The sequence below is a fragment of the Bradyrhizobium sp. CIR18 genome (genome assembly GCF_014198295.1).
Classification (GTDB): Bacteria; Pseudomonadota; Alphaproteobacteria; order Rhizobiales; family Xanthobacteraceae; genus Bradyrhizobium.
Map to the genome: position 1 here is coordinate 95,383 of NZ_JACIHF010000019.1, position 24,749 is coordinate 120,131.

Consider the following 24,749-nt stretch of genomic DNA (forward strand, 5'->3'; position numbering starts at 1 on the left):
AAGACGATTTCAAACCGAACGGAAGTGGTTCGGTGCGTCGCGATAGATGCCACGAAAGCGAGGAAAATCAAAGGGTTTCCGGCGTCTCCCGTGGGCCGTTGGCCTAGACCTCCAACACAATTTTGCCAATATGTGCGCTCGTTTCCATGCGCCGGTGCGCATCGGCTGCCTTTTCCAGCGGGAAAGTGCTGTCCATCAGCGGTTTGACGCGGCCTTCGCGCAAAAGTGGCATCACTTTCTGCTCGATTGCGGCCACCATCGCCGCCTTGTCCGCATTACTACGGGGGCGCAGGGTCGAGCCGGTGTGGGTGAGGCGCTTGACCATCACCTTGGCGATGTTGACGCTGACCTTGGGGCCATTCAGCGTCGCAATCTGCACGATGCGGCCGTCGACCGCGGCGGCATCATAATTGCGGTCGACATATTCGCCGGCGACCATGTCGAGGATCAGGTTGACGCCTTCCTTGTTGGTCGCTTCCTTGACGACGGCGACGAAGTCCTCGGTCTTGTAATTGATGGCGCGGTCGGCGCCTAACTTGAGGCAGGCGTCGATCTTGTCCTGCGATCCGACGGTGACGAACACTTTCGCACCGAACGCTTTCGCCAGCTGGATCGCCATGGTGCCGATGCCGGAGGAGCCGCCATGGATCAGCAGCGTCTCTCCTGCCTTCAGGCCACCGCGCTCGAACACGTTGTGCCAGACCGTCATCAGGGTTTCCGGCAGCGCGCCGGCTTCCTTCATGGACAGCGCGGGCGGCACGCTCATCGCCTGGGCGTCCTGGGCGATGCAGTACTGCGCATAGCCACCGCCGGCGACCAGCGACATCACCTTGTCGCCGATCTTGTGCCGCTTGGCATTGCTGCCGACGGCAACCACTTCGCCCGCGATCTCGAGACCGGGCAGGTCGCTGGCGCCGGGCGGCGGCGGATAGGCTCCCGAGCGCTGCGCAACGTCGGGCCGGTTGACGCCGGCGGCCATCACCTTGACCAGGATCTCGTCGGGACCGGGCTGCGGAATGCTGCGTTGTTCCGGCACCAGCACTTCCGGTCCGCCGGGCTTGGATATGGCGACCACGGTCATTTGCGCGGGCAGCTTGTCCATGATGTGTCCTTGGGTGAAGGTGCGGGATGAACGAGGCCCTTGCTTAGCCAGCGTGATCCAAGCTGGCAACCGCCTCAGCATTGTGTGCGCGAACTTTGGAGGAACGAGGATGGCGACGGAAGACGACGACCGCCCGCGCAAGAAGATCAGCCATGAAATCGGGCAGGACCTCTCGCTCTTGTCGGTCGAGGAACTGACCGAGCGCGTCACGCTGCTCAAGACCGAGATCGCAAGGCTGGAAGAAGCCGCTACGAAGAAGCGCGCCTCACGCGATGCGGCGAACAGCTTTTTCAAGTCGTAGGATTTTCACGCCTCTCGTGTCCCGGACGCGGTGCGGCACGCAGTGACGCTCCGCAGAGCCGGGACCCACGTCTCGCGCAGCCGCACCTTCGCGTCCATTCCGGGACGGCGCGCAGCGCCGAGCCCGGAATCCATAACCCCAAGACGTCAGAACGGCGGGCAGAGTTTGTTCCACCCCCGCTCGGTCACTGGCCGACATGGCTAACGAACCCTCAAAAAATTCGCTCGTTTACGGTCGATTAAGCTTTCGGGTTTATGACTGGAACTGTCCTCGTTTGGACACCGAGTGGCTCCTGTCCACTCTGTTTGACGCCTCCCTGTTATCAACTTTCAAAGCCGCCGGTCTCCGGCGGCTCTTTTTTTGCGCACAGCGTCTCGAGTGGCGTGGCTACCGCTTCGCGTCAAGAATCCGCATCAAAACAAGAGTCTCCGCCCAGTTGCATTCCGAGGAATGACCCGCGGAAACCATAACCGTGCTTGTCACTGGACTCCGCGTCCCGCCCGCGCAATGATTTGTTCATCATAAGCCGGCGCCAAAGCCGGGCAGTCAAACAGTTGCGTAAGAGGCGTTAACCATGGAACGTTTGCAGGCCGACGGCGCTCTCGTTCAACTCAGCGAGCGGTTCACCAATTCTGCGGCGTTCGGCGTCCTGTTCCGCGAGGGCATGGACCTCGTCGAAGAGACCGCCGCCTATCTCGACGGCGCCGGCCGCACCGAGGCCAAGGCGCTCGACCGTCCCGTCAGCCTCACCTACGCGACCGAGAGCATGCGTCTCACCACCCGCCTGATGCAGCTCGCCTCGTGGCTGCTGCTGCACCGCGCGGTGAAGGAAGGCGAGATGACGTTGAGCCAGGCCAATCGGGAGAAGACCAAGGTCAAGCTCAGCGCTGCCGATCCCGGCCCCACCGACACCATCGAGAAGCTGCCCTCGCAGCTCCAGGACCTGATCCATCGCTCGATGAGCCTGCAGACCCGCGTCCGCCGCCTCGACACCACCATCCACACCCCGCCGGCTGAACACATCGCGATCGGCAATCCGCTGGTGCCGCACCTCAACGCGCTGAAGGCGGCGTTCGAGCGGTAAGACTCAATCTCTGACCGTCACCCTGAGGTGCCCGCGTAGCGGGCCTCGAAGGGCGACGGCCCGGCTGTGGCCGTTCATCCTTCGAGGCTCCCGGCGCGATGCGTTGCATCGCGCCACTCGCACCTCAGGATGACGGGTCTGGCAGCGGCGCGAGACCCCCAAAGACAAAAACGCCCCTGGTCTTCCCAGGGGCGTTTTTCGTCTCCAGCCATTGCGGGCCGGATCAATCCTTTTTGAGAAAGCCCGAAAACTTCTTCTGGAAGCGCGAGACGCGGCCGCCGCGATCCATCAGCTGGGCATTGCCGCCGGTCCAGGCCGGGTGCGACTTCGGGTCGATGTCGAGGTTCAGCGTGTCACCTTCCTTGCCCCAGGTCGAGCGGGTCAGGTACTCGGTTCCGTCGGTCATCACGACCTTAATCGTATGATAGTTCGGGTGAATTTCGGCTTTCATGGCAATTCCTCGGCGCCCCGGCGCCTTCTTGGGTGGCTATCGAATGACGGATTTGGGCGGCTCTATACCTCACGAAACCCGCTAAAACAAGCCACTCCGGGGCGGTGAACCGGGTTTGCCCCTAAGGGACTTCCCGGATTTGCCACTACCCTTGCACCGGCCTATTGGGAGCAAACGAATGCAATGGGTTGGATCTCATGAGCGCAGTGGAACGGCTTGATGACCAGTATGTCGATCGGCCCGGAATGAATGCCGCGGACACCCCGTCGATCGAGGCCGAGCTGATCGAAGAGCCGGCCAAGGGTCGCGCCAAGCTGCGGCCGCTGCTCGCGCTGGCGCCCTATGTCAGCCGCTATCGCGGCCGCGCGGCGCTGGCCTTCGTCGCACTCACGGTCGCGGCCCTGACCACGCTGCTGGTGCCGGTCGCGGTGCGCCGGATGATCGATTTCGGCCTGACGCCCGAGGGCATCGAGCTGATCAACAGCTACTTCTCGGTGATGCTCGCGGTGGTCGGCGTGCTCGCGCTCGCCAGCGCCGCGCGCTACTACCTCGTGATGACGATCGGCGAGCGCATCGTCGCCGATCTCAGGCGCGACGTCTTCGCCCATCTGCTCTCGCTGTCTCCCGCCTTCTTCGATTCCGCTCGCAGCGGCGAATTGATCTCGCGGCTCACCGCCGACACCACCCAGCTCAAATCGGCCGTCGGCGCCTCGGTGTCGATCGCGCTGCGCAATTTGATGATGTTTCTGGGCGCCGCGGCGATGATGGTGATCACGAGCCCGAAGCTGTCGGGCTTCGTGCTGCTGGCCATTCCCTTGATCGTGCTGCCGCTGGTCGCCTTCGGGCGCTGGGTGCGGCGTCTGTCGCGCAATGCGCAGGACACGCTTGCCGACGCCTCGGCTTATGCGGGCGAGCTGGTCGGCGCGATCCGCACCGTGCAGGCTTACACCAGCGAGCAATTCGCCGAGAAGCGCTTCGGCGGCGAGGTCGAGCAGGCCTATGAGGCCGCGCGCACCTCGACCCAGGCGCGCGCCGTGCTCACCGCCATCATCATCTTCATCGTGTTCGCAAGCGTGGTCGCGATCCTCTGGATCGGCTCGCATGACGTGCTCACCGGCGCGATTTCGCCGGGCCGGCTCGGTCAGTTCGTGCTTTATGCGGTGTTCGCCGCAGCCGGCCTCGGCCAGCTCAGCGAGGTCTGGGGCGAGGTCTCGGCGGCATCAGGCGCGGCCGAACGGCTGTTCGAGATCCTGCATGTGCAGCCCGACATCAAGGCCCCCGCGTCTCCCCGCGCGCTGCCGGTGCCGGCACGCGGCGAGGTCGGCTTCGACCGGGTCAGCTTCGCCTATCCGGTGCGGCGCGACGTCAATGTGCTCGATGCCGTGTCATTCACGGTGCGCCCCGGCGAGAAGGTCGCGATCGTCGGTCCGTCCGGCGCCGGCAAGAGCACCATCTTTCACCTGTTGCTGCGCTTCTACGATCCACGCAGCGGCGTGATCTCGCTCGACGGCGTGGCGGTCAAGTCCGCAGATCCCCGCGATTTCCGCGCGCGCATCGCACTGGTGCCGCAGGAATCGAACGTGTTCGCCGCCAGCGCCCGCGAGAACATCCGCTTCGGCCGGCCCGATGCAACCGACGCCGAGGTCGAGCGCGCCGCCGAGCTCGCGCATGCCGCCGAATTCATCCGCCGCCTGCCCGAAGGTTTCGACACCCCGCTCGGCGAGCGCGGTGTGACGCTGTCCGGCGGCCAGCGCCAGCGCATCGCAATCGCACGCGCCATCCTGCGCGATGCGCCGCTGCTGCTGCTCGATGAAGCCACCTCCGCGCTGGATGCCGAAAGCGAAACGCTGGTGCAGACCGCGCTGGAAGAGCTGATGCGCCACCGCACCACGCTGGTGATCGCGCACCGCCTCGCCACCGTGCTGTCCTGCGACCGCATCCTGGTGATGGACCAGGGCAAGATCGTCGAGCAGGGCACGCATGCCGAGCTCGTGGCCGCGAACGGGCTCTATGCGCGGCTGGCGAGGTTGCAGTTCGAGGGGGCTTGAGGCCCTCAGGGCCGGTTCGTAAGCTATTGACTTTGCTTGCGCCGTTTACTGTGCATGGGGTTGTTTTCGACGTTTTGTCTTGGGCCGGCGGGTTTACCGGCACTTCGGCGACAGCGCAGGCACGTTTGGCCACGGCCAATTCTTCCAGCTGCCGTCCTCCCCGACGCAGGCCGAGGCTGATGCCGACTCTGTCCGTTCGGAGACCTTGGGCGGCTCGGCAAAACGCTGGTCGACATAGGTCGTCGATAAATATCCGGCGACGATGACGCCCAGAAACACCGAGGAACCCTTGGCAAGATCGCGCAGCCGCATCGATCGCCTCCATTCGCTTGTCATCGCTGACACAACGAATAACCGACCTCGCAGGATCCCTGCGTGACAGGCCTCACGCCCGCCAGAATTACGCCCGCCAGGCCATCTTCAGCACCGGCCGGCCCGAGGTCGGGTTCACATCGTCGCCGGCATGAGCAAAGCCGTTGCGCTCGTAGAAGCGGATGGCGCGGGAATTGTCCTTGTTGACGAGCAGCGTGATGCCTGATGGCGACAGGCGCTTGGCCTCTTCGACCAGCAGCCGGGCTGCGTCCGAGCCCCAGTGATCAGGGTCGACCACGAGCTGGTCGAGATAGCCGTCGCCGTCGATGGTGACGAAGCCGGTGAGGGCACCATTCTGCTCGGCGACGACAATGGACGCCTTCGGCACCAGATCCCTCAGCCAGCGCTCGCGCCACCATTCGAGCCGTGCCGCGAAGTCGATCTGCGGATAGGCCTGCTGCCAGGTGCGATGCCAGAGATCGATCGCGGCGGCTTCGTCGGAGGCCGCGTAGGGGCGGAGGTGGATCGCGCTCACTACCGCTCCGTCAGCTTCAGCTCGATGCGGCGATTGCGCTTGTAGGCCTCTTCCGTGTTGCCGGGATCGAGCGGCTGGAATTCGCCGAAGCCGGCCGCGACGAGGCGCTGGGCGGGTACGCCGAGCGAGACCAGATATTGCACCACCGAGATCGAACGTGCCGCGGACAGATCCCAGTTCGACTTGAAGTTCGGACCGTTGACCGGACGCACATCGGTGTGGCCGTCGACGCGCAGCACCCAGGGGATGTCGCTCGGGATCTTCTTGTCGAGCTCGATTAGCGCGGCCGCCAAGGTGTCGAGCTCGGCGCGGCCCTCGGGCAGAAGCACCGCCTGTCCAGTGTCGAAGAACACTTCGGACTGGAACACGAAGCGGTCGCCGACGATGCGGATGTCGGGCCGGTTGCCGAGGATGGCGCGCAGGCGGCCGAAGAATTCCGAGCGGTAGCGCGACAATTCCTGCACGCGCTGCGCCAGCGCCACGTTGAGGCGCGAGCCCAGATCGGCAATCCGGTTCTGCGATTCCTTGTCGCGCTTCTCGCTCGCGTCGAGCGCCTCTTCCAGCGCCGCCAATTGCCGCCGGAGCGCGCTGATCTGCTGGTTCAGCACCTCGATCTGGGCCAGTGCCCGCGCCGAGACCGCCTTCTCCGAATCCAGCGCCTTGCCGAGCTCGGAGGTCTTGCCTTGCGCATCGCTGCCGGCGGCAGCGAGGCCATCATAGAGGCCCTTGATGCGGTCGCGCTCGGTCTCGGCCGAGGCGAGACCGGCCTTCAATTGCGAAACCTGGTCGTCGAGCGTGAGCTTGCCGAGCTTCTCCAGCGACAACAGCTCGTTGAGCTGGGCGATCTTGGCGTTGAGCAGCTCCAGCGCCTTGTCCTTGCCGGTGACCTCCTGCGACAGGAAGAACTGCACCACCAGGAACACCGACAGCAGGAACACGATCGACAGCACCAGCGTCGACAGCGCGTCGACGAAGCCGGGCCAGTAGTTGAAGGCGCCTTCGCTGCGGCGGCCGCGCGCTAGAGCCATGTTGTCCGTCTCCACTTTCGTGTCCCGGACGCGATGCAGCGTGCAACGCTGCTTCGCAGAGCCGGGACCATATTGTCCCTGACGCTGGGCCCCGGCTCAGCGACGCATCATTTCATGCTGCGTCGCGTCCGGGGCACGAGATCGTCTCAGCTCTTTTCCGGCTGGCGGGCGATGCGCTCCAGCAGACGCCGGATCTCGCGGTTCTGCTCGCCCTGGCCGTCGGCCCATTCGCGGATCATCTGCTGCTCGGTGCGCATGTGCGAGACCAGCGCCTGGATGGCTTCGGCAAGGCTCGCCATCGCCGCCGTGGTGCCGCGGCTGGCGCTGCCTTCCTCGAGCACGGAGCGTAAGCGTTCGACCGCGGCCTGGAGCTCGCCGCCGGCGACTCCGCCGCCGCCGCCGGAAGCGACCGCGACCTCGCCGCTGCCATATTCGCGCACCGTGGTGGCGAGCCAGTCTTCCAGGTCGGTGTAAAAACGGTTCTGCGCCTGGCTCGATTGCAAATCGAGGAAGCCGAGGATCAGCGATCCCGCGAGGCCGAACAGCGAGCTGGAGAACGAGATGCCCATGCCGCCCAGCGGGGCTGCGAGGCCCTCCTTCAGCGTGTCGAACAGCGCGCCGGAATCGCCGCCGACCTTGAGCCCGTCGATCACCTTGCCGACCGAGCCGACCGTCTCGATCAGGCCCCAGAAGGTGCCGAGCAGGCCGAGGAACACCAGGAGGCCGGTCATGTAGCGCGAGATGTCGCGGGCTTCATCCAGGCGGGTCGCGATCGAATCGAGCAAATGCCGCATCGTGGTCTGGGTGATCGACATTCGCCCGGAGCGCTCGCCGCCGAGGATCGCCGCCATCGGCGCCAGCAGTTTCGGGTGCCGGGCCGGCGCCAGGCCAGGATCGGCGATGCGGAAATTGTTGACCCAGGAGACCTCAGGGTAGAGTCGGATGACCTGGCGGAAGGCCAGGATGATGCCGATGAACAGCACGCCGCCGATCAGGGCATTGAGGCCGGGATTAGCGAAGAAGGCCTGGATGATCTGCTTGTAGAGCACCACGCTGACCAGCGTGCACAGCACCAGGAAGACCAGCATCCTCACCAGGAAGACGCTGGGTGAGGACAGCTTTGTGTACTCGATATCCATGGTGGAGCGGGGCGAGGCGCCTGACGGCATGGCCGGTATCATCCATTCCAAAAGCTTGCTTGCGGCGCGCACTATGGCACAGCGCCGGCCCAAAAAAAGCGCCGGATGCGCCGATTTCGGGGACAGCTCGGGGAACCCGGACCGGAAGCGGGGCTTTGATAAGCAGCTATCTGCAGAGATTCGCCATTCGGGGGGCGCATGAGTGTCGTTTCCGCGATCATCGGGACTGCCGAACGCGTGCCGCTGCCGGACGTCGTGATCCGCGCCGCGATCCAGCGCCTGTGCTCCCGCAGCGCAACCCGCCTCGCCACGCATGACGCGGCCGCCGACGCCGCATTCGCCGGCCGTATGATGCTGCGGCCGATCGCCGAAAACGCTGAGGCCGGGCGTGAGGAGGTGCCCGCGGCGTTCTTCGCCGAAATGCTCGGCCCCAGCCGCAAATATTCCTGCTGCTTCTACAAGACCGATGCGACCACCTTGCAGGAGGCGGAGGAGGAGGCGCTGCGCCAGACGGTCGAGCATGCCGGCCTCGCCGACGGCCAGACCATCCTCGAGCTCGGCTGCGGCTGGGGCTCGCTGTCGCTGTGGATGGCACGGCAGTTTCCACACGCCAAGGTGACGGCGGTGTCGACCTCGCAGGCGCAGCGCGCTCATGTCGAGGAGGAGGCGCGGCGGCGCGGCTTGCTGAACCTGCGGGTGGTCACTGCGGACATGAACGTGTTCGCGCCCGACGGCCAGTTCGACCGCATCGTCTCGGTCGAGATGTTCGAGCAGATGATGAACTGGCGCAAGCTGATGTCGCGGCTGCGGTCATGGCTCGCGCCGGATGGGCGCTTCTTCATGCAGATCGTCACCCATCGCTCCGGCTCGCAGCTGTTCGACCGGCTCGATCGCGAGGACTGGATCGCGCAGCACGTCTTCACCGGCGGGCTGATGCCGAGCCATCACCTCGTCAGGCAATTCCACGACATCTTCACGGTCGAGAAGGAATGGTGCTGGAGCGGCACACATTATCAGCGCACCACTAATGACTGGCTCGACAATTTCGACACGCATCGGGATGCGATCGAGGCGTCCCTGCGCCAGGTCTATGGCGAACAGACCTGCCTGTGGATGCGGCGCTGGCGCTGGTTCTTGCTCGCAACATCGGGCCTGTTCGGCTATGCCGATGGAACCGAATGGGGGGTCAGTCACTACCGGATGAAGGCCGCCGAGTAATTGCGATGTTCCGCCGCACACGCGCCGGTGGAACCCCGACTCACAATCAAGTGACACGGCAAAAGCCTTCTTATTTCAATCGCGTAAGCTGTGTGACAATGAGCCGCCCGCGTCATGCGTTGCATCGCAGCAGATGCATTCTATTTTGGCGATATCAGCCGCGTGTAAAGGGCCCAGAACGGGCCTCGCGCGAGCATGATTAGTTTCAACAATATCGGGGCACCCCATTTCATGTCAGGACTTCGCGCGCGATCGGCATGCGTTGCAATACTGCTCGCGGCCCTGGCGCCGCTGCTTGGTGCTTGCGACGAATCCAGCTCCGCCGTGTCTGCCGCCCCGCCCACCTATCCGGACGTCAGCATCGTCATTGTTAAGCCGCAGCCGCGCGCAGTGGTCCGGGAATTGCCGGGACGCATCGCGCCGACGCGTGTCTCGGACGTGCGGCCGCGCGTCTCCGGCATCGTGGTCGAGCGCCTGTTCCGCCAGGGCAGCGAGGTGAAGGCAGGCGATCCGCTCTACCGCATCGATCCACGTCCGTTCGAGGTCGAGGTGCTGGCCAACGAGGCGGCGCTCGCCAAGGCCGAGGCCGCTGCGATGCAGGCGCACCAGCAGGCACGCCGCGTCGCTGCGCTCACCAAGGACCGCGCCGCCCCGGAAGCCGAGAACGAAAAGGCGATCGCGGCTGAGCGTCAGGCCCACGCCGAGGTCGAGGGACGCAAGGCCGAGCTCGCGCGGGCAAAGCTCAATCTCGATTATGCCACCGTGCGCGCGCCGATCGACGGCGTCGTCGGTGCGGCCCTCGTCAGCGAAGGCGCGCTCGCCGTGCAGAACGAGACCAATCTCGCCACCATCCAGCAGCTCGATCCGATCTACGCCGACTTCACCCAGTCGGTGACCGAGCTCAACCAGCTCCGCCGCGCCTTCGAGACCGGCGATCTCGAGCGTATCGCGTCCGACGCCGCCAAGGTGCGCCTCGTGCTCGACGACAACACGCTTTATTCGCTCGACGGCAAGCTGCTGTTCTCCGACGCCAAGGTCGACGCCCACACCGGGCAGGTGACGTTGCGCGGCGAGTTCCCCAATCCCAAGCGCGAACTGCTGCCGGGCATGTATGTCCGCGTCCGCATCGACCAGGGTCTCGATAGCGACGCGATCGCGGTGCCGCAGCAAGCGATCCAGCGCAATGGCGGCGGCGGCAGCGAAGTGTTCGTCGTCAAGGACGACAACCACATCGCGGTGCAGCCGGTGCGCACGGGGTCGGTGCAGGACGGAATCTGGTTCGTCACCGAAGGCCTGAAGGCCGGCGACAAGGTCGTGGTTGAAGGCTTCCAGAAGTTCGCCGCCGGCGACAAGGTCAAGCCGCAATCCTGGTCGGAGGCGGACGCGACCGCGGACAACCGGCACGCCCTGAAGCTCACGCGATAACGCGCCATGGCGAGTTTCTTTATCGACAGGCCAATCTTTGCCTGGGTGGTCGCGCTGTTCATCTGCTTGATCGGCGCTATTGCCGTGCCGCTGCTGCCGATCGCGCAATATCCGATCATCGCGCCGCCCTCGATCTCGATCTCGACCAGCTATCCTGGCGCCTCGCCCGAAAACCTCTACAACAGCGTCACGCGCCTGATCGAGGAGGAGCTCAACGGCGCCTCCGGCATCCTCAATTTCGAATCGACCAGCGACTCGCTCGGCCAGGTCGAGATCATCGCCAATTTCGTGCCCGGCACCGATACCAGCGCGGCCTCGGTCGAGGTGCAGAACCGCATCAAGCGGGTCGAGGCGCGCCTGCCGCGCGCGGTGATTCAGCAGGGTATCCTGATCGAGGAAGCCTCGAGCGCGGTGCTCCAGATCATCACGCTGAATTCGACCGACGGCAGCCTCGACGAGGTCGGGCTCGGCGACTTCATGATCCGCAACGTGCTCGGTGAAGTCCGCCGCATCCCCGGCGTCGGCCGCGCCACGCTCTATTCGACCGAGCGCTCGCTTCGCGTCTGGGTCGATCCGGCCAAGCTCGTCGGCTATGGGCTCACCGCCGACGACGTCAACAAGGCCATTGCCGCGCAGAACGCGCAGGTTGCCTCGGGCAGCATCGGCGCCGAGCCGTCGACCTCGAGCCAGCGCACCTCCTCGCTGGTGCTGGTCAAGGGCCAGCTGTCTTCCCCGGATGAATTCGGCGCCATCATCCTGCGCGCCAATGCCGACGGCTCGACCGTGCGCCTGCGCGACGTTGCGCGCATCGAGGTCGGCGGCCTCAGCTACCAGTTCAACACGCGCCTGAATGGCAAGCCGACCGCCGGTCTCTCTGTGTTGATGTCGCCGACCGGCAATGCGTTGGCGACCGCGAGCGCGGTCGAAGAGAAGATGAAGGAGCTGTCGCGGTTCTTTCCGGCCAACATCACTTACGAGATTCCCTACAACATCACGCCGGTGGTCGAGGCTTCGATCAAGAAGGTGCTGACGACGCTGGTCGAAGCCGTGGTGCTGGTGTTCGTGGTGATGTTCCTGTTCCTGCAGAACATCCGCTACACCATCATCCCGACCATCGTTGTGCCGGTGGCGCTTCTGGGCGCCTGCACCACGCTGCTGCTCGCCGGCTATTCCATCAACATGCTCTCGATGTTCGGCATGGTGCTCGCGGTCGGCATCCTCGTCGACGACGCCATTGTCGTGGTCGAGAACGTCGAGCGCATCATGAGCGAGGAGGGGCTGCCGCCGAAGGAGGCGACGCGCAAGGCGATGTCGCAGATATCGGGCGCCATCATCGGCATCACGCTGGTGCTGATGGCGGTGTTCGTGCCGATGGCGTTCTTCCCGGGATCGGTCGGCATCATCTACCGCCAGTTCTCCGTGACGATGGTCGCTGCGATCGGCTTCTCCGCATTCCTCGCGCTGTCGCTGACGCCGGCGCTGTGCGCGACCTTGCTCAAGCCGGTCGCGGCCGGCCACGGTCATGCGAAGCGGGGCGTGTTCGGCTGGTTCAACCGCGTGCTCGAAGGCGGCAAGGAAGGCTATTCCCGCACCGTCGGCTTCTCGCTGAAGCGGACCGGCCGCCTGATGCTGGTCTATGTCGCGCTGCTCGTCGGCCTGTCCTGGGCCTTCGTCAGCCTGCCGGGCGGCTTCCTGCCGATCGACGACCAGGGCTTCGTCACCACCGACGTGCAAACGCCGTCGGATTCTTCTTATCCCCGCACCGAGGCCGTGATCGAGAAGGTCGAGAAATACCTCGCCGAACGTCCAGGCGTGAAAGATGTCACCTTCCTCACCGGCTTCAGCTTCTCCGGCCAGGGCATGAACACCGCGCAGGCCTTCATCACGCTGAAGGACTGGTCGGAGCGTGGACCGAAGGATTCGGCCGCGGCGATCGTCAACGACATCAACCGCGATCTGGGGGCGTCGATCCGCGATGCCAAAATCTCCGCGCTGCAGCCGCCGCCGATCGACAATCTCGGCAACTCGTCGGGCTTCTCGTTCCGCCTCCAGGACCGCGGACAGAAGGGCTATCCGGCCTTGATGCGCGCCGCCGATCAGTTGATCGCGGAAGCCAACGCCAGTCCCGTGCTTCAGAAGGTCTATGTCGAAGGCCTGCCCGAGGCCGGGGTGGTCAATCTCATGATCGACCGCGAGAAGGCCGGCGCCTTCGGCGTCACCTTCGAAGACATCAACAACACGATTTCGACCAATCTCGGGTCGAACTACATCAACGACTTCCCGAACCGCGGCCGCATGCAGCGCGTCGTGGTGCAGGCCGACGCCCGCGACCGCATGCGGACCGAGGACATCCTCAACTACAACGTCAAGAACAGCCGCGGCCAGCTGGTGCCGTTCTCGTCCTTCGCCACGGTGGAATGGGCGCGAGGCCCGACCCAGATCGCAGGCTTCAACTATTATCCGGCGGTGCGCATCTCCGGCGAGGCCAAGCCCGGCTTCACCTCGGGTGATGCGATCGCCGAGATGGAGCGTCTTGCCGGCCGGCTGCCGCGCGGCTTCGGCTACGAATGGACCGGGCAGTCGCTCCAGGAGAAGCTGTCGGGCTCGCAGGCGCCGTTCCTGCTCGGTCTGTCGGTATTCGTCGTGTTCCTGTGTCTCGCCGCACTTTACGAGAGCTGGACCATTCCGCTCGCGGTGCTGCTCACGGTGCCGCTCGGCATCGTCGGCGCGGTGATCGCGGCCATGCTGCGCGGCCTGCCCAACGACGTCTATTTCACCGTCGGCCTGATCACGATCATCGGCCTTGCGGCAAAGGACGCGATCCTGATCATCGAATTCGCCAAAGATCTGCGGAAAGAGGGCAAGCCGCTGGTGGAAGCCACCATCGAGGCCTGCCGCCTGCGCTTCCGCCCCATCCTGATGACCGGCCTCGCCTTCATTTGCGGCGTGCTGCCGATGGCCATCGCCCATGGCGCCGGCGGTGCCAGCCAGCAGGCGCTCGGCTCCATCGTGATGGGCGGCATGATCGCGGTGGTGATCCTGGCGCTGCTGATGGTGCCGGTGTTCTTCGTCTCCGTGCAGCGCGTGCTGGCAGGGGACAGGGAGGCGGAGGCGGTGAGGGAAGGTGAGGCCTACGGTCCGCCGGCGCCGGTCAAGCCGTGAGGCAAACTGTCATGCGCGCCTGGTGCGCAGTTGCGCACGGGGGCGGGGCATCCAGTACGCTGCGGCTTCTCCAGATCCCACTAGCGTCTCTGGAATTCTGGATCATCCGCCTTCGCGGATGATGACAGCGGAGTGATTGGCTCGCGCGTCGACTGCTACGCCGGTTTCCGCAAGATCTTCACCAATTCCCCGTGCACGTACTCATTGCCGCACACGACGTGCCCCGTGACCAGCGGATCGCCGGGCGTGTTGATGTCACTCACCGTGCCGCCCGCTTCGCGCACCATCAGCATACCGGCGGCGATGTCCCAGGATTGCAGATTGCGTTCCCAATAGCCGTCGAGGCGGCCGGCGGCGACGAAGGCGAGGTCGAGGGAGGCGGCGCCGAAACGGCGCAGGCCTGCGACGCGGTCCTGGATCGCGGTCATCTCGCGGCGGAATTCCTCGTGATCGCCGCGGCCGATGTGGGGCAGGCCGCAGGCCACCACGCATTCGTTGAGCTGGCGGCGGCCGGCGACGCGCAGGCGCTGGTCGTTGAGGAAGACGCCCTTGCCGCGCTCGGCGATGTAGAGCTCGTCATTGGCGGGATTGTAGATCACGCCCGCGATGATCGTGCCCTCGCGCACGAGGCCGATCGAGATCGCGAATTGCGGGATGCCGTGCAGGAAGTTGGTGGTGCCGTCGAGCGGGTCGACGATCCAGGTGTGGCTCTTGTCGGAGCCCTCGCGCGTGCCGCCCTCTTCGCCGATGAAGCCATAGCCGGGCCGCGCCTTGGCGAGGTCCTGGTAGAGGATCTCCTCGGCGCGCTTGTCGGCGAGCGAAACGAAATTGGCTGGCCCCTTCAGCGAGACCTGGAGATGCTCGATCTCGCCGAGATCGCGCTTGAGGCTGCGGCCGGCGCGGCGCGCGGCTTTGACCATGACGTTGATAGTGGCGGAATACAGCATGAGCTCTGGTCTTGATCGGGGGAAATGGCGGGAAATCGCGCCTGTTTGGGGGACTGGGTGCCCTGCAAGGGCCCTCAGGTCAAGTCATTGCGTCAAGTCATTTGGTCCCGAGCCATTTTCTGGCGGCGGCCTCCGCCTTGGCCCGGTCCTCGGCCGGCAGGTCGGACAATTGCTTGTCGAGCTCCGGGTCGCCTTTGCCGGCGGTTTTGGCCACCAGGTGCCATTTGAAGCCCTCGACCTTGTCTACGGACGTGCCCACGCCGTTGATCAGCACCCACGCCAGCCGGTTCTGCGCGATCGCGCTGCCCTGGCGGGAGGCCTTGCGGAGCAGGGCGACGGCAGCAGGCTGGTTCTTCGGCGTGCCGGTGCCGTTGAACATGGCGATGGCATATTCGACCTCGGCGTCGACATTGTCGGCGAGGGAGGCGGCCTGCAGCAGCCGCACCGAGCGTTCCGGGTCCTTCGGCACGCCGGTGCCTTCCTTGTAGAAGGTCGCCAGCGCGTATTGCGCCTCGGGCAGGCCTGCATCGGCGGCCTGGCGCAGCAGCTCGGCGGAGCGCTTCACGTCCTGCGGCAGGGTCTGGCCGTCGAGATAGAGCAGAGCGAGGTTATAGGCCGCCCTGGGCTCGCCGAGCTTGGCGGCGGACGCCATCAGCTTGACCGCCTCGCTCTTGTCGATCGGGCCGCCGCGGCCCGAAATGCGCAGCATGGAGAGCGCGAACATCGCCTCGCGGTCGCCGGCATCGGCCGCGCGCTTGTACCATTCGGCTGCCTTGGCGTAGTCGCGCCGCATGCCCATGGCATTGGAATAGAGCTCGCCGAGCATGGTCATCGCCTTGGGATCGCCGGCTTGTGCGCGGGCGGTGGCGAGGTCGAAGGCTGTCTTGTACTGGCCGCGCTGATAGGCGCCGAACACCAGATCGACATTGGAATTGTCGGTGGAAGGCGCGGGGATCACGGTCGCCGGCTTGGGCGAGGCGGTCGGCTTGGGTGAGGCGGAAGGCTTGGGCGACGGCGCGGCCTCTTTCTTCTTGGTGAGCGCGTGCGGCTTGGACTTTTGCTTCTCAGGCGCCGCGCTCGGCGTTGTCGCCGGCGGGGTAATCTGGAGCTGCGCGGCCGCGGGCACTGTGAGCAGCAGCGTAGCCAGCAAGGTGATGCAGGGGAGCTTCATGTCGGGCGCTAGCCGTGCTCCTGGCCCGCAGGATCTTGGCCCGCAAGCGCCATCGCATGGGCCTTCTTGATCGCAGCATCGACCTCGATCAGCGCGGCCTTGGGCCCGCGCGGATCGGCCCAGATGAAGTCGCCGACCAGCACGAAATCGGCGCCGCTGGCAGCGAAATCGTGGGCTTCCTGCAGCGACATGGCAAAGCCGACGCAAGGTGGCTCGAACAGCTCCGCCCACCAGTCCAGCCGCTCCGCGATGGCTTGCGCCTGGGGGCGCTGGCCTTTCGCATCGGGCTCACCGAACAGCACGTAATCCGCGCCCATCTCGCCCGCATCCATGGAATGGTGCCGCGTGGTCAGCCCGCCAACACCGGCGATGCGATCGGGCTTGAGCGATGGCAGTGCCTCTTTCAGCGCGGCGATGCCGGGGAGGTGTGCGCCATCGGCGCCGCCGCGCGCGACCAGCTCGGCATGATCCTCGACGAGCAGCGCGGCGCCAGCTTTCTGCACCGGCGGCGCGAGCGCCTTGATGCGCGAGATCATGGTGCGCTGGTCGGTCTCCTTCAGCCGCAGCAGCACGGCCGCGACGTCGGCGGCGGCCAGCAGGCCCGGCAGCTCGGCCACAAGCGAAGCGGGATCATCGACGACAGGCGTCGCGAGATAGAGGCGCGGCGCCGGGCGCGGCGGAGGCGGTTTGTTCGACAAGATCTAGGCTGCCTTCTTTTCCAGGCTACTTTGCCATTCGCCCTTGGAGGCGAGGCCGTTCATTCGCGCGCGATGGCTGAAGGCGGTTTGGCCGGCCGCGACGTTCTCGGCCTTGCCGGACCAGGCTTTCTGCGGCGCGGCCTGCAGGGCACGGCCGTAGGAGAAGGTCAGGCCCCAGGGCAGCGGGCCGAGCTTGTGCATGGCGTTGAGATGCGCGGTCGCCTCCTCGTCGGACTGGCCGCCGGAGAGGAAGGCGATGCCGGGCACGGCCGCGGGCACGCAAGCCCTGAGCAGCCGGATCGTCTTCTCGGCGACCTCCTCGACGGAGGCCTGCTTTGCGCATTTCTTGCCTGATATCGCCATGTTCGGTTTCAGCACCATGCCTTCGAGCGCGACGCGCTGCACGCGCAATTCCTGGAACGTCTTGTTGAGCACGCGGGTCGTCACCTCATAGCAGCGGTCGATGTCGTGATCACCGTCCATCAGCACCTCGGGCTCGACGATCGGCACGATCTGCGCGGCCTGGCACAGCGCGGCATAGCGCGCCAGCGCATGGGCGTTGACGCTGATCGCGGTCATCGAGGGGATGCCGCTGCCGATGTCGATCACCGCGCGCCATTTGGCAAAGCGCGCGCCGCGCTCATAGTATTTTTTCAGCCGTTCGGCGAGCTTGTCGAGCCCGACGGTGACCAGTTCGCCCGGGCACATCGGCAGGGCCTGCGTGCCCTCGTCGACCTTGATGCCGGGAATGGCGCCGCTCTGTTCGATCAGCCTGATCAGCGGCGTGCCGTCCTTGGCATCCTGCCAGATCGTCTCGTCATAGAGGATCACGCCGGAAATATACTGGCTCATGGCCTCCGTGGACCGGAACAGCATCTCGCGATAGTCGCGGCGGTTGCCTTCGGTCGAGTCCACGCCGATCGCGTCAAAACGCTTCTTGATGGTGCCGGAGGATTCGTCGGCGGCGAGGATACCCTTGCCTGATACGACCATGGCGGTCGCGATCCTGTTGAGCTCAGTCAGATTCATCGAGAGGTCCTCCCAAAACGATTCTGCCCTTGCCCGTGAAAATAGACCGTTCTCGGGCAATTGCCGAGTTAACGTTCGTCGCAGGGTAAAGGGGGGAGGCTGGGTTCTTCGTCTCTCCCCGCTTGCGGGGAGAGGCCGACGCGCACCGGCGCGGCGGGCGAGGGGGACTCTCCGCGAGTCCATTGTCACCAATTATGCGGAAACAGCCCCTCACCCCGCCCTCTCCCCGCAAGAGCGGGGCGAGGGGCGACGAGAGAGCGTTTGCGGCCCTTACGCTACCTTCGGGTCCAGCTCGCCCTTGGCGTAGCGCTTGGCCATATCGGCGGTGGTCAGGACCTTCTTGATCTTGGAGGCCTGGCCGGCGGTGTTGAACTCCTGGAGGCGCTGCTTGCACAGCTTGGTCATCGCCTCCATCGCCGGCTTCAAATATTTGCGCGGATCGAACTCTTCCGGATTGTCCTTGAGCACTTTCCGGATCTGGCCGGTCATGGCCATGCGGTTGTCGGTGTCGATGTTGATCTTGCGCACGCCGTTCTTGATGCCGCGCTGGATCTCGGACACCGGCACGCCCCAGGTCGGCTTCATCTTGCCGCCATTGGCGTTGATGATCTCCTGCAGGTCCTGCGGCACCGAGGAGGAGCCGTGCATCACCAGATGCGTGTTCGGCAGCTTGCGGTGGATCTCCTCGATCACGTTCATGGCGAGAATGTCGCCGTCCGGCTTGCGGGTGAACTTGTAGGCGCCGTGCGAGGTCCCCATCGCGATCGCGAGCGCGTCGACCCTGGTCTCCTGGACGAACTTCACGGCCTCGTCCGGATTGGTCAGGAGCTGGTCGTGGCTGAGCTTGCCCTCGGCGCCGTGGCCGTCTTCCTTGTCGCCCATGCCGGTTTCGAGCGAGCCGAGCACGCCGAGTTCGCCTTCCACCGAGATGCCGCCGAGATGGGCCATGTCGGTCACGGTCTTGGTGACGCCGACATTGTAGCCCCAATCGCCGGGGGTCTTGCCGTCGGCCTTGAGTGAGCCGTCCATCATCACTGAGGTAAAGCCGGCCTGGATCGCGGTCATGCAGGTCGCCGGCTCGTTGCCGTGGTCGAGATGCACGCAGACCGGGATGTGCGGATAGATCTCGGTCACCGCGTCCATCATATGCTTGAGCATGACGTCGTTGGCGTAGGAGCGCGCACCGCGCGAGGCCTGGATGATGACGGGCGCGTCGACCTGGTTGGCCGCGTCCATGATCGCCAGCGCCTGCTCCATATTGTTGATGTTGAAGGCCGGTACGCCGTAATCGTTCTCCGCCGCGTGGTCGAGCAATTGACGTAACGTGATCCGAGCCATCTGTCTTTTTCTCCCGTTGGGGCCTTGCGGGGCCGCTGATTACTCGCCGATCTGGCTTACTTGACGCGCAAAACCTCGACGCCGGGCAGGGGCTTGCCTTCCATCCATTCGAGGAACGCGCCACCGGCGGTCGAGACATAGGTGAAGTCACCGGCCACATGGGCCTGGTTGAGCGCCGCGACGGTGTCGCCGCCGCCTGCGATCGAGATCAGCTTCTTGGCCTTGGTGCGCTCGGCGGCGTGCCTGGCGGCCGCGACCGTGCCGCGATCGAACGGCTGCATCTCGAAGGCGCCGAGCGGTCCGTTCCAGACCAAGGTCGCCGCATCGTCGATCGCGGCGTGGACGCGGGCGATCGATTGCGGGCCGACGTCGAGGATCATGCCGTCGGCGGGGATCGCATCGAGCCCATAGGCGTGCGACGGCGCGTTGGCAGCGAAATGATAGGCAACGGTGGCGTCGACCGGCAGGATGATGGCGCAGTTGGCGGCTTCCGCCTTCTCCATGATGCGCACCGCGGTCGGTGCGAGATCCTTCTCGGCCAGTGACTTGCCGACGCCGACGCCCTGGGCGTGCAGGAAGGTGTTGGCCATGCCGCCGCCGATCACGAGCGCATCGACCTTGCTGACGAGGTTTTCGAGCAGGTCGATCTTGGTCGAGACTTTTGCGCCGCCGATGATCGCGATGACAGGCTTGGTCGGCGAGCCCAGCGCCTTCTCCAGCGCATCCAACTCGGCCTGCATGGTGCGGCCGGCATAGGCGGGGAGCTTGTGGCCGAGGCCTTCGGTCGTGGCGTGGGCGCGGTGCGCCGCCGAGAACGCGTCATTGACCCAGATGTCGCCGAGCTTTGCCAGCTCCGCGACGAAGGCCGGATCGTTCTTTTCCTCTTCCTTGTGGAAGCGGGTATTTTCCAGACAGAGGATGTCGCCGTCGTTCAGGCCAGCGACGGCCTTGGCCGCGGGCTCGCCGATGCAGTCGTCGGCGAAGGCGACCGGCTTCTTCACCACCTTCGACAGCGCTTCAGCGACGGGCTTGAGCGAGTCCTTGGCGTCGCGCCCCTTCGGCCGGCCGAAATGCGCGAGCAGGATGACCTTGCCGCCCTTGTCCGAGATTTCGGTGATGGTCGGCGCGACGCGCTCGAGCCGGGTCGTGTCGCTGACGCGGCCATTGTCCATGGGCACGTTGAGATCGACGCGCAGCAGCACGCGCTTGCCCTTCACGTCGACGTCGTCGAGGGTGCGGAATTTGTTGGTCATCGGACGCTTCCTTGTCCCGGGCGCTACTAGCGGCGCGCAGTGCCGCTGTGCAGAACCGGGACCCACGTTGCAGCGAGTCCCGCAGTTAAATGGGTCCCGGATCTGCGAAGCAGCGTTTCACGCTGCATCGCGTCCGGGACACGAGAGCGGAGTTAGATCACCTTCGCGATCGCAGCGGCGGTGTCCGCCATGCGGTTCGAGAAGCCCCACTCATTGTCGTACCAGGACATCACGCGCACCAGCGTGCCGTTCTGCACCTTGGTCTGGTCCTCGTGGAAGGTCGAGGAGTGCGGGTCGTGGTTGAAGTCGATCGAGACGTTCGGCGCATTGGTGTAGCCGAGGATGCCCTTGAGCTGCTGCTCGCTGGCGCGCTTCATCGCCGCGTTGATCTCCTTGGCATCGGTGGCACGCTTGGCGACGATCTTGAGGTCGACGACCGAGACGTTCGGGGTCGGCACGCGGATCGCGACGCCGTCGAGCTTGCCCTTCAGCTCCGGCAGCACGAGGCCGATCGCCTTCGCAGCACCGGTCGAGGTCGGGATCATCGACATCGCCGCCGCGCGGCCGCGATAGAGATCCTTGTGCATCGTATCGAGCGTCGGCTGGTCGCCGGTATAGGCGTGGATCGTGGTCATGAAGCCGGTCTCGATGCCGACGAGATCGTTCAGCACCTTGGCAACCGGCGCCAGGCAATTGGTGGTGCAGGAGCCGTTGGAGATGACCAGGTGCTCCTTGGTCAGCGTCTCATGGTTGACGCCGTAGACGATGGTGGCGTCGGCGCCGTCGGCGGGCGCGGAGACCAGCACGCGCTTGGCGCCGGCGGTCAGATGCGCGGACGCCTTGTCCTTCGAGGTGAAGATGCCGGTGCATTCCATTGCGATGTCGACGCCGAGATCCTTCCACGGCAGCTTCGAGGGATCGCGCTCGGCGGTCACCTTGATCTTGCCGCCACCGAGATTGATCGTATCGCCGTCGACGGTGACGGTGCCGGGGAAACGGCCATGGACGCTGTCGAAGCGGAGCAGATGGGCGTTGGTCTCGACCGGACCGAGATCATTGATGCCGACGACCTCGATGTCCTTGCGGCCGGACTCGGCGATAGCCCGCAGGATGTTGCGGCCGATGCGGCCAAAACCGTTAATTCCGACGCGGACTGCCATGTTTCGTCTCCTTCAATGACCGTTGTCATCCCGCACAACGCGCTATGCGCGCCTGCGAGGGTTTTTTAGGGGCGGGCGCCCGGTTCGGCCGGGCGGTGCTTGATCATATGGAAGACTAGGTAGTCCTTTTTTGCGGCAAGCTCAACTCTCAGCTAACGCGCTTCAGCACAGCGTTAACTGCAGCCTCGGCGGTAATGCCGAAATGCTTGTAAAGCTCCTTTGCAGGGCCGCTTTCGCCGAACGAATGCATGCCGATAAATTCGCCATCCCGGCCGATCACGGCATCCCAGCCCCAGCGCACGGCAGCCTCGATCGCGACCTTGACCGGTGCGTTGCCGATGATCGCGGCGCGCTTGGCCTCTGGTTGCGCTAACAACAGCTCGAGCGAGGGAACGGAGACAACGCGCGACGCGATGCCGCGTTCCGCGAGCTGCTTCTGGGCGGCGACCGCGATCTCGACCTCGGAGCCGGAGGCGAACAGCGTCACCTTGGCTTCGCCCTGGGCGGCGACCAGCTCGTAGGCGCCCTGTGCGCAGGGATTGTCGTTCGGCGCGGTGGTCCGGAGCTGCGGCAGATTCTGGCGCGTCAGCGCCAGCACTGTCGGTCCGTCCACGCGATTGAGCGCGAGCTCCCAGCACTCCGCGACCTCCATGGCGTCGCACGGGCGGAACACGCGCATGTTCGGAATGGCGCGAAGCGCGGCGAGATGCTCGACCGGCTGATGGGTCGGGCCGTCTTCGCCGAGGCCGATGGAATCGTGCGTCATCACATAGACGACGCCGGAGCCCATCAGCGCGGCAAGGCGCATTGCAGGACGTGCATAGTCGGTGAACACCAGGAAGGTCGCACCGTTCGGCGCGAAGCCGCCGTGCAGGAAAATGCCGTTCATCGCCGCCGCCATGCCGTGCTCGCGGATGCCGTAATGGATGAAGCGGCCCTTCGGCGTCTTCGCCGAGAAGGCGGTCGCCGACTTCGCCTTGTTGTTGTTGGAGCCGGTGAGGTCGGCCGAGCCGGCGAGAAATTCCATCGGCATCGCGCCGGCGATGACTTCGATCACGGCTTCCGAGGATTTGCGGGTCGCCGCGGTCATCGGCTTTTCCAGCAATTCCTTCTTGTACGCGCGCACCGCCTTGGCGAGCGAAGCCGGACGCTCATGGCGCAGGCGGCGCTCGAATTCTGCACGCTTGCGGCTGCCGAGCTCACCGAGCCGGCCCTCCCATTCCTGGCGCGCCGCAGCGCCGCGGCTGCCGGCTGCACGCCACGCCTTCAGCGCGTCGTCGGCGACCGCGAACGGCTCGAGCGAGATGCCGAGATTTTCCTTGGCGGCCTTGAGCTCCTCAGCCCCCAACGCCTCGCCATGCACCTTCGACGTCCCGGCCTTGTGCGGGGCGCCGAAACCGATGGTGGTGCGGCAGGCGATCAGCGTCGGCTTGTTGGATTTCTTCGCGCGCGTGATGGCGTCGGCAATCGCCGCCTGATCGTGGCCGTCGATCTTCTCGGCGGCCCAGCCCGCCGACTTGAAGCGCTTCACCTGGTCGACGGAATCGGAGATCGAGGTCGGGCCGTCGATCGAGATGCCGTTGTCGTCGTAGAGCACGATCATCTTGTTGAGCTTCCAGTGCCCGGCCATCGCGATCGCTTCCTGCGACACGCCTTCCATCAGGTCGCCGTCGGAGGCGAGCACATAGGTGTGGTGATCGACGATCTTCTTGCCGAATTCAGCCGCGAGCATTTTCTCGGCGAGCGCCATGCCGACCGCGGTCGAGATGCCCTGGCCGAGCGGGCCGGTCGTGGTCTCGATGCCGTTGGTCCGGAAGTTCTCGGGGTGTCCCGGGGTGAGCGAGTCGACCTGGCGGAACTGCTTGATCTGGTCCAGCGTCATCTCGGAATTGCCGGTCAGATACAGCAGCGAATAGAGCAGCATCGAACCGTGACCGGCCGAGAGCACGAAGCGGTCGCGGTCGGGCCAGGTGGGCGCGGTCGCGTCGAATTTCAGGAATTGCGTGAACAGCACCGTGGCGATGTCGGCGGCACCCATCGGCAGGCCGGGATGACCCGATTTCGCCTTCTCGACGGCGTCCATCGAAAGGCCGCGGATCGCGTTGGCCATACGGGTGTGATCGACCTGCGTCATGTCTGAAATCCGTCTGAAATGAGGCGCTTGGAGGCGGTGTACGCCCGCGCGGGAGGAGCCTGGCGGCCACTGAAGGTCGGGGCTGGGATAGCACCTCGGTTCCGGGAGTCCAAGGCAGTCAAACGCCGATTCGGCCGTAAAAGTTGCCTGCGGCACGCTTCGAAAGGGGAGGCTCCGTTTCGGAGCTGATCGCACCGGCAGGAACCCATGGATCGGGATGATCGCTCCCGATCTAGCAGTGCATAGTTTCGCGGCGGCGTTGCGCTTGGCTAGCTTGCCACGTAAATTTCTGCTTCTAACCGCTTGCCGAACCGAGTCTTTTGCCGGACGGCACGCCCCAGGAAAAGGCCACTGGGCAAAGGCCACAGGTTCCGCCGCTGACTACATGAACGATCGCGTGTCCAACAGTGCCGCCATGACGGAGTCCTCCGCGGTCGAGATCGAGATCGCGACCCGCAGGCTGATGGCGGCGCTCGACGCGCTCGAAAGCGCGGTCGAGCGGCGGCGCGATGCTGATCGCGACGAGAATGAGCTTGCGGCACGAATCCAGGCACTGGGCGCGGATCGCTCGCGGCTCGCCGACGAGCTCGACGGCGCGCTGGTGAAGGCGCGCAAGCTCGAGCGCACCAATCGCGAGATTTCCGACCGGCTGGATTCCGCGATCGTCACGATACGCTCGGTGCTCGATACCGGAGAGGACGGATGAGCCACATCAACGTCACCATCAATGGCCGGCAATACCGCATGGCCTGCGAGGAGGGCCAGGAGGTGCGGCTGCTCAAGCTCGCCGAGAGCCTGGAGACACGGATCCAGTCGCTGCGCGGAAAATTCGGCGAGATCGGCGATGCGCGTCTCACCGTGATGGCGGCGCTGACCGTCTGCGACGAGCTGGTCGATGCCGGCAACCGTGTCCGCACCATGGAGCAGGAGCTGACCGAGCTCAGGGACTTCCGCAACGCCGCCGTCGAGCGCGCCCGGATGACGCAGACCGCCGTGGTGAATGCCCTGAACGCGGCGGCCGAACGCATCGAGAAGTCGACCCAGGTCCTGAACCGGACCGTCGGCAACGGGATTGCGATCGGGTAGTCACACGACCGGTGCGCTCCCTCCCCCGCGAGCGGGCAGGGCTATCGCATATGGCTGAGGGTGGCCAAGAGGAATGCGTTGTCCCAGCCAGCGCGCTTGATTTTACGCCGGAGGGAAGCGCGATCCGG

General features: G+C 65.2%; 22 protein-coding genes. 8 read left to right on the forward strand and 14 right to left on the reverse strand.

What is annotated here, in order from left to right:
* Positions 1–103: 103 nt before the first annotated feature.
* Positions 104–1,102 carry an NAD(P)H-quinone oxidoreductase gene (locus tag GGD65_RS35665; RefSeq protein WP_018318722.1) on the reverse strand — a complete coding sequence of 333 codons (999 nt, stop codon included), beginning with the start codon at positions 1,100–1,102 and terminating at the stop codon, positions 104–106.
* 109 nt (positions 1,103–1,211) lie between these two features.
* Here GGD65_RS35665 and GGD65_RS35670 point away from each other — a divergent pair, with 109 nt between their 5' ends.
* The gene (locus GGD65_RS35670; RefSeq protein ID WP_018318721.1) at positions 1,212–1,403 is read left to right on the forward strand and encodes a DUF1192 domain-containing protein; all 192 of its coding nucleotides are present in this window, start codon (positions 1,212–1,214) and stop codon (positions 1,401–1,403) included.
* A 574-nt stretch (positions 1,404–1,977) separates the two neighbouring features.
* Positions 1,978–2,487 (forward strand): DUF1465 family protein, encoded by a 510-nt coding sequence (locus GGD65_RS35675; protein ID WP_183238248.1) that lies wholly within the window; start codon positions 1,978–1,980, stop codon positions 2,485–2,487.
* Between the two features lie 223 nt (positions 2,488–2,710).
* Here the strand turns inward: GGD65_RS35675 and rpmE are convergent, their stop codons facing one another.
* On the reverse strand, positions 2,711–2,938 hold the full coding sequence (gene rpmE, locus GGD65_RS35680; protein ID WP_007599895.1) for a 50S ribosomal protein L31: 228 nt from the start codon (positions 2,936–2,938) through the stop codon (positions 2,711–2,713).
* A 197-nt stretch (positions 2,939–3,135) separates the two neighbouring features.
* On the opposite strand from rpmE, the gene GGD65_RS35685 reads away from it, so the two are divergent.
* On the forward strand, positions 3,136–4,986 hold the full coding sequence (locus GGD65_RS35685) for an ABC transporter ATP-binding protein/permease (protein ID WP_183238249.1): 1,851 nt from the start codon (positions 3,136–3,138) through the stop codon (positions 4,984–4,986).
* A gap of 93 nt (positions 4,987–5,079) precedes the next feature.
* On the opposite strand, the gene GGD65_RS35690 is transcribed toward GGD65_RS35685, so the two are convergent.
* From GGD65_RS35690 to GGD65_RS35705, 4 genes are all read right to left on the reverse strand, one after another.
* Positions 5,080–5,298: a hypothetical protein gene (locus tag GGD65_RS35690; protein WP_183238250.1), complete on the reverse strand. Its 219-nt coding sequence runs from the start codon at positions 5,296–5,298 to the stop codon at positions 5,080–5,082.
* Positions 5,299–5,386: 88 nt separating this feature from the next.
* Positions 5,387–5,833, reverse strand: a complete 447-nt coding sequence (locus GGD65_RS35695) for a GNAT family N-acetyltransferase (protein WP_018318717.1) — start codon at positions 5,831–5,833, stop codon at positions 5,387–5,389.
* A complete protein-coding gene (locus GGD65_RS35700; protein WP_026202059.1) occupies positions 5,833–6,861 on the reverse strand; it encodes a peptidoglycan -binding protein in 1,029 nt (342 codons plus the stop codon). The genes GGD65_RS35695 and GGD65_RS35700 overlap by 1 nt, the downstream gene beginning before the upstream one ends.
* Before the next feature lie 146 nt (positions 6,862–7,007).
* Positions 7,008–8,030, reverse strand: coding sequence for a flagellar motor protein MotA (locus GGD65_RS35705; RefSeq protein ID WP_183238251.1), 1,023 nt, complete (start codon positions 8,028–8,030; stop codon positions 7,008–7,010).
* A 168-nt stretch (positions 8,031–8,198) separates the two neighbouring features.
* On the opposite strand from GGD65_RS35705, the gene GGD65_RS35710 reads away from it, so the two are divergent.
* From GGD65_RS35710 to GGD65_RS35720, 3 genes are all read left to right on the forward strand, one after another.
* Positions 8,199–9,218 carry a cyclopropane-fatty-acyl-phospholipid synthase family protein gene (locus GGD65_RS35710; RefSeq protein WP_183238252.1) on the forward strand — a complete coding sequence of 340 codons (1,020 nt, stop codon included), beginning with the start codon at positions 8,199–8,201 and terminating at the stop codon, positions 9,216–9,218.
* Between the two features lie 231 nt (positions 9,219–9,449).
* Complete coding sequence (locus GGD65_RS35715) at positions 9,450–10,643, forward strand: efflux RND transporter periplasmic adaptor subunit (RefSeq protein ID WP_018318713.1); 1,194 nt, start codon at positions 9,450–9,452, stop codon at positions 10,641–10,643.
* Between the two features lie 6 nt (positions 10,644–10,649).
* A complete protein-coding gene (locus tag GGD65_RS35720; RefSeq protein WP_183238253.1) occupies positions 10,650–13,805 on the forward strand; it encodes a multidrug efflux RND transporter permease subunit in 3,156 nt (1,051 codons plus the stop codon).
* Positions 13,806–13,960: 155 nt separating this feature from the next.
* On the opposite strand, the gene GGD65_RS35725 is transcribed toward GGD65_RS35720, so the two are convergent.
* From GGD65_RS35725 to tkt, 8 genes are all read right to left on the reverse strand, one after another.
* Complete coding sequence (locus GGD65_RS35725) at positions 13,961–14,752, reverse strand: inositol monophosphatase family protein (RefSeq protein ID WP_183238254.1); 792 nt, start codon at positions 14,750–14,752, stop codon at positions 13,961–13,963.
* 97 nt (positions 14,753–14,849) lie between these two features.
* On the reverse strand, positions 14,850–15,923 hold the full coding sequence (locus GGD65_RS35730) for a tetratricopeptide repeat protein (protein WP_183238255.1): 1,074 nt from the start codon (positions 15,921–15,923) through the stop codon (positions 14,850–14,852).
* A gap of 8 nt (positions 15,924–15,931) precedes the next feature.
* Positions 15,932–16,621: a thiamine phosphate synthase gene (locus tag GGD65_RS35735; protein WP_183238256.1), complete on the reverse strand. Its 690-nt coding sequence runs from the start codon at positions 16,619–16,621 to the stop codon at positions 15,932–15,934.
* Between the two features lie 3 nt (positions 16,622–16,624).
* Positions 16,625–17,650, reverse strand: a complete 1,026-nt coding sequence (locus GGD65_RS35740; RefSeq protein ID WP_183238257.1) for a class I fructose-bisphosphate aldolase — start codon at positions 17,648–17,650, stop codon at positions 16,625–16,627.
* Positions 17,651–17,920: 270 nt separating this feature from the next.
* Positions 17,921–18,988 carry a class II fructose-bisphosphate aldolase gene (fba, locus tag GGD65_RS35745; RefSeq protein WP_183238258.1) on the reverse strand — a complete coding sequence of 356 codons (1,068 nt, stop codon included), beginning with the start codon at positions 18,986–18,988 and terminating at the stop codon, positions 17,921–17,923.
* A gap of 56 nt (positions 18,989–19,044) precedes the next feature.
* Positions 19,045–20,241: a phosphoglycerate kinase gene (locus GGD65_RS35750; protein WP_183238259.1), complete on the reverse strand. Its 1,197-nt coding sequence runs from the start codon at positions 20,239–20,241 to the stop codon at positions 19,045–19,047.
* Between the two features lie 152 nt (positions 20,242–20,393).
* On the reverse strand, positions 20,394–21,401 hold the full coding sequence (gene gap, locus GGD65_RS35755; RefSeq protein WP_018318705.1) for a type I glyceraldehyde-3-phosphate dehydrogenase: 1,008 nt from the start codon (positions 21,399–21,401) through the stop codon (positions 20,394–20,396).
* Between the two features lie 148 nt (positions 21,402–21,549).
* The gene (gene tkt / locus GGD65_RS35760; RefSeq protein ID WP_183238260.1) at positions 21,550–23,535 is read right to left on the reverse strand and encodes a transketolase; all 1,986 of its coding nucleotides are present in this window, start codon (positions 23,533–23,535) and stop codon (positions 21,550–21,552) included.
* A 385-nt stretch (positions 23,536–23,920) separates the two neighbouring features.
* On the opposite strand from tkt, the gene GGD65_RS35765 reads away from it, so the two are divergent.
* Positions 23,921–24,241 (forward strand): DUF4164 domain-containing protein, encoded by a 321-nt coding sequence (locus GGD65_RS35765; RefSeq protein ID WP_018318703.1) that lies wholly within the window; start codon positions 23,921–23,923, stop codon positions 24,239–24,241.
* Positions 24,238–24,621 carry a cell division protein ZapA gene (locus GGD65_RS35770; protein ID WP_018318702.1) on the forward strand — a complete coding sequence of 128 codons (384 nt, stop codon included), beginning with the start codon at positions 24,238–24,240 and terminating at the stop codon, positions 24,619–24,621. The genes GGD65_RS35765 and GGD65_RS35770 overlap by 4 nt, the downstream gene beginning before the upstream one ends.
* Positions 24,622–24,749 lie beyond the last annotated feature (128 nt).